Annotated in this window: 10 protein-coding genes; 6 read left to right on the top strand and 4 right to left on the bottom strand. The window is 65.8% G+C overall.

What is annotated here, in order from left to right; all coding sequences use genetic code 11:
* Window positions 1–37: 37 nt before the first annotated feature.
* From H5V43_RS23115 to H5V43_RS23100, 4 genes are all read right to left on the bottom strand, one after another.
* Complete coding sequence (locus H5V43_RS23115; RefSeq protein WP_099186291.1) at window positions 38–985, bottom strand: phytanoyl-CoA dioxygenase family protein; 948 nt, start codon at window positions 983–985, stop codon at window positions 38–40.
* A gap of 10 nt (window positions 986–995) precedes the next feature.
* On the bottom strand, window positions 996–1,607 hold the full coding sequence (locus tag H5V43_RS23110; RefSeq protein WP_021245255.1) for an acyl-homoserine-lactone synthase: 612 nt from the start codon (window positions 1,605–1,607) through the stop codon (window positions 996–998).
* A 72-nt stretch (window positions 1,608–1,679) separates the two neighbouring features.
* Window positions 1,680–2,423, bottom strand: a complete 744-nt coding sequence (locus tag H5V43_RS23105) for a LuxR family transcriptional regulator (protein ID WP_021245254.1) — start codon at window positions 2,421–2,423, stop codon at window positions 1,680–1,682.
* A 16-nt stretch (window positions 2,424–2,439) separates the two neighbouring features.
* Complete coding sequence (locus H5V43_RS23100) at window positions 2,440–3,201, bottom strand: helix-turn-helix transcriptional regulator (protein ID WP_022684250.1); 762 nt, start codon at window positions 3,199–3,201, stop codon at window positions 2,440–2,442.
* Window positions 3,202–3,422: 221 nt separating this feature from the next.
* Between H5V43_RS23100 and H5V43_RS23095 the strand changes: the two genes are divergently transcribed.
* The 6 genes from H5V43_RS23095 (at window position 3,423) to H5V43_RS23070 (ending at window position 11,913) form a co-directional block, all read left to right on the top strand.
* Window positions 3,423–3,989: a hypothetical protein gene (locus H5V43_RS23095; protein ID WP_021245252.1), complete on the top strand. Its 567-nt coding sequence runs from the start codon at window positions 3,423–3,425 to the stop codon at window positions 3,987–3,989.
* Window positions 3,990–4,216: 227 nt separating this feature from the next.
* A complete protein-coding gene (locus tag H5V43_RS23090; protein WP_146001642.1) occupies window positions 4,217–4,603 on the top strand; it encodes a hypothetical protein in 387 nt (128 codons plus the stop codon).
* Window positions 4,604–4,720: 117 nt separating this feature from the next.
* Window positions 4,721–5,938, top strand: coding sequence for a TolC family protein (locus H5V43_RS23085; protein ID WP_235600801.1), 1,218 nt, complete (start codon window positions 4,721–4,723; stop codon window positions 5,936–5,938).
* The gene (locus tag H5V43_RS23080; RefSeq protein WP_021245249.1) at window positions 5,938–7,188 is read left to right on the top strand and encodes an efflux RND transporter periplasmic adaptor subunit; all 1,251 of its coding nucleotides are present in this window, start codon (window positions 5,938–5,940) and stop codon (window positions 7,186–7,188) included. Before H5V43_RS23085 ends, H5V43_RS23080 begins: the two co-directional genes overlap by 1 nt.
* A 37-nt stretch (window positions 7,189–7,225) precedes the next feature.
* On the top strand, window positions 7,226–10,384 hold the full coding sequence (locus H5V43_RS23075) for an efflux RND transporter permease subunit (protein WP_153017806.1): 3,159 nt from the start codon (window positions 7,226–7,228) through the stop codon (window positions 10,382–10,384).
* On the top strand, window positions 10,381–11,913 hold the full coding sequence (locus H5V43_RS23070; protein ID WP_021245247.1) for an alginate export family protein: 1,533 nt from the start codon (window positions 10,381–10,383) through the stop codon (window positions 11,911–11,913). The genes H5V43_RS23075 and H5V43_RS23070 overlap by 4 nt, the downstream gene beginning before the upstream one ends.
* Window positions 11,914–12,033: the final 120 nt, after the last annotated feature.

The following is a 12,033-nucleotide window of genomic DNA, read 5'->3' as shown; positions in this document are numbered from 1 at the left end:
CGTGAGAGACACCTCCCGCGTCGGGAATTGGCGTCAGCTATCCGTTGGATTTCACCTCTCTTTTGTTCCGCCCGGCCCCGATTTCGGCAATCCCCCCAGCCGGGGGGAGTAGGCTCGTGCGTTGCTGGTCCAGAAATTCGGCCAGCGCACTTTCCTGATCGGGTCGCAGAGCATCGGTGGCAGCCAGATATTCCGGCGGTTCGCCCCGAAGCAGGACGGACGGACACTGGCCATCATAATTGCCGAGATTGGGACGGTGCTGCTGGTAGCCGACCAGCGCGGCAAGGTCTGGATCGAACGCACGGGCCGCATTGGGCGGATAGGTCAGCCATTTATTTTCGTAGGGCTTCAGCCAGCCCAGGCAATAGCTGACGATGATGCCACGCCGGATCGCGCCGGTCATGTTGGCGCCGGCACCATGCAGCGTAGAACCGAGGAAGAGGATCGCCGAGCCCGGCTCCGCCTCAACCGCCATGGGCTGCGCGTCCTTGACCATGGAGCCGGCATTATGGCTCCCGGACCAGATCAATGTGGCGCCGTTTTCAGCCTTGAACGGAGAAATCGGCCACATCACGTTGACGAGATATTCGAGCTCGCCGGCCGGGCCGCGCCACATATCCTGGTCCCTGTGAGGAAACTGCGCCGGCGCTCCTGGATGCAGTTCGAGCGCCTGCGTGAGGTTGAGCTGGATGGTATCGCACCAGGGGTCGAGAACCGACCGCACCAGGCGCATGATCGCAGGATGGCGCACGAGTCGCTCGACAGTGGGTACGCGTTTCAAAAGGCCGCCAAAGCGCTTGGTGAGCGGACCGTAGAAGCCGCCCTGGCAAAAGGGTGTGGCGGCAAACCGCGGATCGAGGGCCTGATCGATCTCCGCGACCTCTGTCTTGGATGCGATGTCCCGCAACACGCAGAAGCCGTGCCGCTGTAAATCGTCATCGACCGCAGGTTCGGCAGCTGGGCGATAGGGGGAGAGATTTGTCATGGTGCCCTCTTCAAGCAGCCTTGGCAAGATCGGCAAGGCCGACCGAGCGCCAGATGCCGCTGGCCTGCAGCTGCTCGCGGGTGCTGCCATTGATGTCGATCTGTAAGGCGATAAGGCAGCGGCTGCTTGTTGAGGCGGGCAGGCCGAGGGGACGGCATGCCCAGCCAAAGCTCAGGATCTGTTGGAACCAGAACCACTCAGCAACGCCGGTGTAACTGTCGATATGATTGCCGAGCGCATATTCGACGAGCGCGGACACCAGCCGATTGCGCACCTCCAGGCGCTCTCGTGCGCGCAATCGTCGTGCAAGACAAAAGCGCGTGATCTCGAGGATCGCACCACCCCGGGGAGGCACTTGTTCGCACAGCTCGGGGAAAATGGTGCCGAGAATATGGTCACCGGTCGTCGGAAGCAGCCGCGCCGAGGCAAGATGCTCGCCCTCGGCGTCGGCTATCACGATGTAGACGGCACGGTCATTGTCGAACTGGTCGATTTCATAACGACCGGCAAAGACCGGCACGTCCCAGCGCAGAAGATCGACGAATACCCGTTTGCGTTCCTCGAACATCGAACAGAACAGGCGGTTTTCCATGGCGCGGGCAGCGCCGGTTGCGATATGCATGACAGCCTCCTTTGGTGAGGCGGTCAGTCGATCAGGCCCGCGTTCTTTCGGTTATCCCCTGTCCTGGGGAGATCATCGCCCGAAAACATCTGCGAAGCTGATCTGTCCATCGAACAATGCGCGGATCGCCAGCAGCGTGCGCTTCGTCACGCCGTAGCGGTCGCGTGCATCCTTGACATGCTGGATCACCGTTTCCTGCCCAATGCCGAGGATTTGGCTAATCTCCCAGTCGGTTTTCCCGCGTGCTACCAGCGCCACACATTCGGCCTGCCGCTCAGTCAGGCACGGGCCTTCGCATGGAGCTGGGGTTTGACGGGAAAGCCTGCGCGCGGCTTCGAATGCGAAGCTGCCGATCAGCTGGACGAGCGGGAGCTGTCGTTGATCGAGCACGTCGCCTGACCCCATGGCGAATGAGCAGGACCCATTCACTTCCCCCGGAATATGGGCAGGAACCGTGAAACCATCGCCCAGCCCGGCGTCGTGCGCCTCCGCCAGGATCGACCGATCAGCAGCACTAAGCGTGATAAGGGATTGCACTGCCGACCAGGCAAAGCCGATATTAGTGCGATGGCTGGCCCGGTGGATCGGATCACTGGCATAGAGGCGACGCGCCTGGAAACGCTCCACCCATTCTGGTGGATAATCGACGATATGGACAGAGCTCACCGCTGGCTTGAGGTCGATATGGTGGACCAGAGAAACGTACCGAAAGCCCATCGCACGCGTAATTTCGGCCATCAGGCCGGCCAGTGCTTGGCTGTCCTTGATTATCGCGGCGACCGCGCAGAAGTCCTGAACTTGCCCAAGCCCGATCATCACGGCCCGAGCGAGATCACAGGAGCGCGTCCATATTGAGATGACCGTCGCGAACCGCGCGCAGCACCAGCTGCGTTCGGCGCCGCACACCGTAGCGCCGACGCGCGGATTCAACATATTCATGCACGGTGTCGCGGCTAAGCCCGAGAATCTGGGCAATCTCCCAATCGCTCTTACCCTGGGCCACGAACGCGATGCACTCGACCTGGCGCGGACTGAGGGAAACGAACGCCAAGGTCCTTATCTCTTCGCCGAGCAGTTCGCGCGCCCGGTCATAAGCGACCGATCCCAGCAACCGGGCGGTGAGAATTTCCGCCGCATCCAGCGGTTCATCACGCGGTCGGGCGACGGTGAAAATCGCCTCAGGCTCACCCGGCGTCCTGATCGGCAAGCTATAGCCCGCTGCAAGGTCATGATCCCTGGCGCGTTTCAGGATGCTTCGCTGGCGCGACGAAAGCTCAAGCACGTCGCCCACCCGATCCCAGGCGAGCCCCGATGGCGTGCGGGCGCAGGCCGCGTGGATGGGGTCCTCGATATAGTGGCGCTCCTCGAGCACCTCTTCGAGCCAGGCCGGCGGATAGGTGGTGAGGAACAGGCGCTGCCCGCCTCCGTGCCGAAGATCGACATTGTGGAGCAGCGTGAACCAGCGGAAGCCGAGTTCGCGCACGGCCGCATCGATCGTGCCTTGCAAATCGCCGAGGTTTCCAGCACGCGCACATTCCTGTGCGAAACGCGTGAGGTCGTCCAGGCGGCCGCAGTCTCTTATCCTGTTCGCCATAGACGGTCGAAGCTCGTCGCCAAAAGAACTTCTCGTCCAGCGTTAAGCGGCCAGCTCCGCGATTATCACGGTGAGTTGAGAACGATTCGCAACAAACCTGCTTGGATGAATCGCCTATGACACTTTGCCTGCTGGTAAAGTGTCATAGGCGACAAAGGACGCTCCACGGTGCGAATTTCGGATTCACATTGATCCTCGTCTGTGCTTGATTCAGTCGCGTTATGTTTCATCCCGGCGCTCCTCTCCAATCTTCCAGCAGCTGCGATATCGCAGCCGTGCTCGAGAGATTGGCGCAGGTCTCAAGCCGTCCCCGCTATGCCTTCATGCTGCTCAACTTGATTGCGCAGGTCGCCGGCCCCGACGGGAGCGCCGGTCCCTGGATCAAGCGGGACAACGAGCTTGTTTCGCTGCGCGACTGGCTCTGCGACGCGCTCACACCGATGTCTCATCGAGTATCCCGCAGCGCAGCGTTGGCAGATCGCGTTCGTAGGGATCTGGACAGAAGTGGAATGCTCACCGGCGATGCACAGGAAACGCAACGAACGATCGCAGAGGAAATGCGCGCACGCATGCGAACCACCGGGAAGAGTAACCTCAGCCGCGCCGTCTCCGAATTGGTGAACGCCGATCTCATGCGCCGTCATTATCAGGGCTATCACGTCGACCATCGAAACCGCGGCGGGCAGCGCCACGCCGTCTATACCTTGATCGGCGACGCCCGGGGCCTCGTGTCTGCGACCAGTCTCACGAAACATGCCGCACAGGGCGAACTCGCTCTTATGAGGTGAGGATACGCCAGTCCGCCCTGCACCACCGGCAGAGATCCTGCCGATGGCTTGGAGTTTTCAGAGCTAACTGTCGTCGTGCTGTTACAACGGCAATCCGCGAAGCAAAGCGCGCCCGCTTCATTAGAAAAGCCAAGATTGCTTTGCTCATGCCGAGTTGGCTTGCCTGAAAACAAGCGGACGGTTAGTGACTCAATGTGCAAACCAGCGAAACCTCCATCGTAAAGCGGTTGACCGCGATGCTCTGCATCGCGCTCGTCTTCGTGTTTGCGGGGATGTCGCTGTCTAACTCCATGGACCGAATCCAGCATGCGCCGGGCGCGCCGATCGCCCATGAGCACATGCTCCTGGGCGATCTTTCGCTCGAGCTGGATCATGCCGACGATCATCACAGCCCGCAGCCGGACGACAGCGACGACGATCCTGTCGGGCATCTTGCCGGCGGTCATCACCACCATGCCGATGGCGGCTCCGGCCTGATCGTCCCCGATCAGGCGCCGGCGGCGATACTCGCGCTGGCCGCCAGCGCGGGCACTTTCGAGCCGCAGCGACGGCCGCTCGGCGTGAAGGCGCGCGGCCCCGAACGACCTCCCAAGGATCTCGGCCCAAACGCCTGAGCCCCGCGTCGCAGGTTCGGCGCGGATGTGTCGTGCCGTCTTGCGAGGCCTTTCATGTTTTCATTCGATCGCGCGCGTGCCCACGCGCGCCTTGCCAAGATGCCGGTGCTCTGCGCCGTGCTTCCACTTTTCCTCTACGCGCAGGCGGCTTCGGCCCAAAACCTGACGCTTTCCGATGCGCTGGCCCGGGTGGCGAGCGGCGATCCCGTCGTCGCGGCCACTGCGGCCCAACTCCAGGCGGCGAACGCCGCTATTGCCCAGGCCGATGTCCGTCCCCGCGACGTGATCGGCGTCGACGTCGAGGATTTCGCCGGCACAGGCCCCTATTCGCCGATCGACCGTTCGCAGACCACGGCCTGGTACGAGCGCACCTGGGAACGCGGCGGCAAGCGCGAAGCCCGCATCGGCGCCGCCCGCTCGTCGGTAGGCGTGACGTCGGCGCGTACGCGGCTACGGATGCTCGACCTTCTCGCCCAGGTGCAGGCGGCATGGGTCGAGGCGCTTTCCGCCGAGGCGGCGGTGGCGGTCGCCGGACAGCGGCTCGCCGAGGCCGAGCGGGTTGAAACCGAAGTCCGTCGCCGGGTCGCCGCTGCGCTCGATCCGCTGTTCGCGGCCGAGCGCGCGAAAACGTCGGTGGCGCAGGCGCGGATCGCGCTCGACCAGGCCCAGGCGGCCGCCCGCATCGCCCGCGCCTATCTCGCCGCCTGGTGGGGCGGCACGGCGGACTATCGGCTCGACACCGCGCCGTTCACCAATCTCGCCGCCGCTCCCGCCGCCGAGGGCGATCTTCCCGATCTCGCCTTGCTCGACGCCGAGCGCGCCGCAGCTGATGCGCGCGTTCGCCTTGCCGAGACCGGCAATGCGGGGGATCCGACCGCGCGGGTCGGCGTGCGGCATTTCGGCCAGGGCAACGACGTCGCGCTGGTGGTCGGCGGCTCTATCCCGCTCGGCAACCGTTCCGCCAATCGCGGCAATGTCGAGCGCGCACGTGCCGATGCCCAAGCGGCCGAAGCCGAGATCGCGGTGGCACGGGTCGAACGGCGACGCGAGATCGACCGGCTCACGGCCGAACGCGCCGCGCTCGCGACCGAAATCGTTCGGCTCGACCGCGAAGTGCTGCCGGGCGCCGAACGTGCGGTGGTCATGGTGCGCGACGGCTTCCGGCGCGGCGGCACCGCCTTCACCTTTCTCGAGGTGAGCCAGGCGAGCCAGGCGGTGATCGAGCTGCGCTCGCGCCGCATCGACCTGCTGCGCCGCTTCCATCTCATCGGCGCCCGGCTCGACCGGCTAACCGGCCGCCATCTTCCCCTCATCGCCAGCGCGGAGAACCGCTGATGAAGACCTCCTTCCTTGTACGCGGCGGCATCCTCGCCGCTTGCGCCTTGCTGGCCGCCTGCAGCGGCAGCCCCGCCGCCAACGAAACCGGGGAAGAACCCGCCGCCAAGGCCGCCGACTATGAGCGCGGCCCGCATCGCGGACGAATGCTGCGCGATGGCGATTTCGCGGTCGAGATGACCATCTTCGAGGATGGCGTCGAACCCGAGTTCCACGTCTACGCCTATCGCGGCGGCAAGCCCGTGACGCCGGGCGAAGTGCAACTCGGCGTCGAACTCACGCGGCTCGGCGGCCGGATCGACCGCTTCGCCTTCACGCCGCGCGAGGACTATCTGCTGGGAGGCGGCGTCGTGCATGAGCCGCATTCGTTCGACGTCAAGGTGCGCGCGGTCGAGGGCGGGCGCACACATAGCTGGTCCTATGCCTCCTACGAGGGCCGCACGACGATTTCCGCCGAGGCGGCGCGCGCCGGCGGTGTGAAGTCCGAACGGGCAGGACCCGTCGCCATCGCCGAGCTCATCGACATGGCCGGACGGATCGAGATCACGCCCGAAGGCAAGGCCGATGTCCGGGCGCGGCTGCCGGGGCAGATCGTCTGGATGAGCGGGCAGCTCGGCCAGCAGGTCCGCAAGGGTCAGGCCCTGCTCCGCGTCGAATCCAGCCACTCGCTCCAGACCTACGCGGTGCCGGCGCCGATCAGCGGCACGATCATCGAAAAGAACGCCAATGTCGGCGACGTAACCGGCGATCGCGCGCTGTTCGTGATCGCCGACCCGGCGAAGCTCCACGCCGAGTTCTTCGTGTATCCGCGCGATGCCGAGCGCGTCCGTGTCGGGCAGACGGTGCGCGTGCGCAGTCTTTCCGGAGAGGCGCGGATCGAGGCCGCGGTCGAGGCGGTCCTGCCGACCGCCGATCTCGCCAGCCAGACGCTGATGGCCCATGTCCACCTACCGGAATCGGCGGCGCGCATGTTCCGTCCCGGCATGGGCGTCGAGGGACAGTTCGCAGTCGCGTCGGCGAATGTCCCGCTCGCGGTCAGGACCAAGGCGATCCAGCGCTTCCGCGACTTCGAGGTGGTCTATGCCAAAGTCGGCAACACCTATGAGGTGCGGATGCTCGAGATCGGGCGGCGCACGCCCGAGTGGACCGAGATCCTCGGCGGGCTCGAACCCGGCACCGAATATGTGACCGACGGCGCCTTCCTGATCCGCGCGGATGTCGAGAAGTCGGGGGCGAGCCATGACCATTGAGGCTCCCGCCCGTCCGCCGCTGTTCGAACGCCCACCGATTCTGGAAAGGCTCGTCGCCGGCGCGATCCGGTTCCGCTGGGCGGTACTGGCCGCCGTCGCGCTGCTCTGCGCCATCGGCATCTGGGCGTTCCAGCGCCTGCCCATCGACGCGACTCCGGACATCACCAACGTCCAGGTCCAGATCAACAGCGAAGCGGCGGGCTTCTCGCCGCTCGAGGCCGAGCAGCGCGTGACCTTCCCGGTCGAGACCGCAATTGCGGGTCTGCCGGGGCTGCAATATACCCGCTCGGTCTCGCGTTACGGGCTCTCCCAGGTGACTGCGGTCTTCGCCGATGGCACCGACATCTATTTCGCGCGGCAACTCGTCAACGAACGGCTGCAGAACGCGCGCGACCAGTTGCCCGAAGGGGTGGTGCCCGAGATGGGGCCGATCGCGACGGGCCTGGGCGAGATTTTCATGTACACGCTGGAGGCGCAGCCGGGTGCGCGCAAACCCGACGGCAGCGCCTACAGTCCCGAGGATCTACGCACGCTCCAGGACTGGGTGATCCGCCCGCAGCTCAGGAACACGCCCGGCGTCACCGAGGTCAACAGCATTGGAGGCTACGAGCGGCAATATCATGTGACGCCGCTGCCCGAGCGGCTCTCCGCCTACGGCCTCACCCTGAACGATGTCGTGCAGGCGCTTGGACGCAACAACGCCAATGTCGGTGCTGGTTATGTCGAGCGCTATGGCGAGCAGTATCTCATCCGCGTGCCCGGCCAGGCGTCGGGTATCGACGATTTGAAGTCGATCATCGTCACCAATCGCGGCGGCGTGCCGATCCGCATCGCCGATGTCGCCGACGTGGGCCTGGGAGAGGAGCTGCGCACGGGCGCCGCCACCGAGAACGGCCGCGAGGTTGTGCTCGGCACCGTGTTCATGCTCGCGGGCGAGAACAGCCGGATCGTTGCCCGCGCAGCAGCCGAACGGCTTGCCGAGGCGGCCAAAGCGCTGCCGGCCGGCGTCAAAGCCGAGGCGATCTACGACCGCACCGAGCTCGTCGAGCGCGCGATCGGCACGGTCGAGAAGAACCTCGCCGAGGGCGCGCTGCTCGTCATCGTCGTACTGTTCCTGCTGCTCGGCAATATCCGCGCGGCGCTGATCACCGCCGCGGTCATCCCGATCACGATGCTGATGACGATCACCGGGATGCTCCAGGCGGGCGTGTCGGGGAACCTGATGAGCCTCGGTGCGCTGGACTTCGGCCTGATCGTCGATGGCGCGGTCATCATCGTCGAGAATTGCCTGCGCCGATTCGGCGAGGCGCAGCATGGGCATGGCCGGCTGCTGACGCGCACGGAGCGGTTCGATCTCGCGGCATCCGCCACATCCGAGGTGATCCGCCCGTCTTTGTTCGGCGTGCTGATCATCGCGCTCGTCTATGTGCCGATCTTCGCGCTGACCGGCGTCGAGGGAAAGATGTTCCATCCCATGGCAATCACCGTGGTCATGGCGCTCAGCGCCGCCTTGATCCTGTCGCTGTCCTTCGTGCCGGCGGCGGTCGCGCTGTTCGTCACGGGCAGGGTCGAGGAGAAGGAAAGCCGGCTCATGGTTCTCGCGCGCAAGGCCTATGCCCCCGCGCTCGACATGGCGCTCCGGCTGCGCGTCGCGGTCGTGGTCGGCGCGGTGGCGCTGGTCGCGCTCGCCGGCCTCGCCGCCAGCCGCATGGGATCGGAGTTCGTGCCCAATCTCGATGAAGGCGACATCGCGCTCCATGCGCTGCGTATTCCCGGCACCAGCCTCAGCCAGGCAATCGAGATGCAGAGAGCGCTGGAGGCGCGGCTCAAGCGCTTCCCCGAGGTCGAGCGGATCGTCGCCAAGATCGGCACCGCCGAGGTCGCGACCGACCCGATGCCGCCTTCGGTCGCCGATACCTTCGTGATGCTAAAGCCTCGCGACGAATGGCCCGACCCGCGCAAGCCCCGGACCCAGCTCGTCACCGAGATGCACGCGGCGGCCCGGACCATCCCCGGCAACAACTACGAGTTCACCCAGCCCATCCAGATGCGGTTCAACGAGCTCCTGTCGGGGGTGCGCGCCGATGTCGCGGTCAAGGTGTTCGGCGACGATCTCGACCGGCTGCACGAAATCGGCCAGGCGATCGAGAAGGTCGTGGCGGGCATCGATGGCGCGCAGGACGTGAGCGTCGAGCAGGTCACAGGCCTTCCAGTGCTGCAGATCACGCCCGACCGAGCCGCGCTCGCCCGGCTCGGTCTCAATGTCGGCGACGTGCAGGACGTGGTCGCGGTGTCGATCGGCGGCGCGCCCGCCGGACAGATTTTCGAGGGCGACCGCCGCTTCGCGATTATCGTTCGCCTGCCCGAAGATCTTCGCACGCGGGTCGACGAGATCGGCCGGCTGCGCATCCCGCTGGGAGCCGGCGGCGGCGAACCACGCGGCTTCGTGCCGCTCGAGGACGTCGCCAAGGTCGAGGTGGTCATCGGCCCCAACCAGGTCAGCCGCGAAGACGGCAAGCGCCGCGTCGTCGTCACCGCCAATGTCCGCGGCCGCGACCTCGGTTCGTTCGTCGAGGAGCTCCGCAGCAAGGTCGGGGCGCAGGTCGAGATGCCCGCCGGCTACTGGGTGAGCTACGGCGGCACCTTCGAACAGCTGATCTCCGCTGCCAAGCGGCTGCAGCTGGTGGTGCCGGCGGCGATGCTGTTGATCTTCGGCCTGCTCTATGCGCTGTTCCGCTCGGGTCGGGACGCCGCGATCGTCTTCTCCGGGGTGCCGCTGGCACTCACCGGCGGCGTTGCGGCGCTGTTGATCCGGGGGCTGCCGCTCTCCATCTCGGCAGGCATCGGGTTCATCGCGCTCTCGGGCGTGGCGGTGCTGAACGGAGTGGTGATGCTGAGCTTCATCCGGTCGCTGCTGGCCGAAGGCCGCAGCCTTGAGGACGCGATCCGCGAGGGCGCGCTGACGCGCCTGCGGCCGGTGCTGATGACCGCGCTGGTTGCGAGCCTCGGCTTCGTGCCGATGGCGTTCAACGTCGGCGCGGGGGCCGAGGTGCAACGGCCGCTGGCGACGGTGGTCATCGGCGGTGTCATCTCGTCGACGCTGCTCACCCTGTTGGTGCTGCCCACGCTCTATCGGCTCGTCCGCCGCAAGGAAGGCGAAGCGGATCGGCCTTTGGTGACGGAGGCGACAGCATGAGCCTCAGATCCTGGGTCGCCTGGCCGGGCGCGCCGTTCGGCATTGCCTCGGCGGCATTGTTCGGGGCGAGCACGCCGCTCGCCAAGGCGCTCCTGGGCGAAGGCGTGAACCCCTGGCTGCTGGCGAGCCTGCTCTATCTGGGATCGGGGTTAGGGCTGGCGTTCGTCTGGGTGCTGCGAAGACGGGTGAGCAACGAAGCGCCGCTCGTTCGTGGCGACTGGGGCTGGATGGCACTCGTGGTGCTTGCCGGGGGCGTTGCCGGCCCGCTGCTGCTGATGCTTGGCCTGACGACCACGCCAGCCTCCTCGGCCGCACTACTTCTCAACCTCGAGGGCCTCGCGACGATGGGCATTGCCTGGGCGGTGTTCCGCGAGAATGTTGATCGCCGACTGCTGCTCGGGGCGTTAGCGATCCTGGCGGGCGCGGCGCTGCTGGCCTGGCAGGGCACCGGCAGCGGATTCGGACTGGGCGCGGTCGCCATCGCCGGCGCCTGCCTCGCCTGGGGGATCGACAACAACCTCACACGCGGCAAGGGTACGAAACTCACGCTCACCGCTGGGCGCATGACGCTCAACCTGGGATCGCGCCGGCTGGTCGCGGCTGACGACTATCGCAACACGACCAATGGCTACACCGGCCTGCGCGCCGACATCGCCGCGCCGCAGGGCTGGAAGACGACGCTGATCTACACTCTGCCGCAAGTCCGTCTGCCCGACGACACCCAAGGCATTCGCGATGCCAAAGTGCGACTCGACAGGGAAAGCTTCGATCTCGTGCTGTGGGGCGGGCAGGTCAGCAAGGCCAAGGCGATCGGGGCAGCAATGGCGGAGCTAAGCTATTTCCATCTCGGCGAGCGCGATGCACCCGGGCGGCCCACACGGGACCGCTCGCTCGACACGTTCGGTGGGCGGATCATTGCCGAGCCGCGGGCCAGCAAGTTCGACTACGAGATCGAGGCCTTCTACCAGACCGGCCATGTCAGCGCGTCACCGGCGCCCACTGCGGCGCGGCAAAGCGTCGGCGCGAGCTTCATCCATGCCGACGTCGGCTACAGCTTCGCCGGCCCTTGGAAGCCGCGCCTATCGGTCGAGTTCGACCGGGCCAGCGGCGACAAACCCGGCGGCAGGTTCGGCCGCTTCGACACACTGTTCGGCATGCGCCGCGCCGATCTCGCGCCGGCCGGGCTCTACAATGCCATCGCCCGGACCAATATCATGACGCCCGGCATTCGCATCGAAGCGACACCGAGCAAGCGGCTCGACTGGTTCGCCTCTTATCGGCCGATGTGGCTGGCAGCGGATCAGGACAGCTTCTCCTCCACCAGCGTGCGCGACGCCTCGGGGCGCTCCGGTGATTTTGCCGGTCACCAGATCGAGGCACGCATTCGCTACTGGCTCGTGCCCACGCGGCTGCGCTTCGAACTCGACGGCCTGCTGCTCGCCAAGGGGCGCTTCCTCCGCGACGCACCCAATGCGCCGCCGGGAGAATGGACGCGCTATGGTTCGTTCAACTTGACGGCGAGCTTCTGACGGGCGGTCGGCTTGCGATCGCGTGTATTGGACGCCCACCCAACCTGACGAAGGTCATTTTGAGAGCAGGCAAATAGGGTTCTGTCAGCTCATCTTGGAAACGGACTTCCTGGAAAGTTC

Origin of the sequence: Sphingobium fuliginis (assembly GCF_015074805.1) — a bacterium.
Lineage (GTDB): Bacteria > Pseudomonadota > Alphaproteobacteria > Sphingomonadales > Sphingomonadaceae > Sphingobium > Sphingobium fuliginis.
The sequence above is the reverse complement of the archived record's forward strand: the minus strand, read 5'-3'. Positions and strand labels throughout refer to the sequence as shown.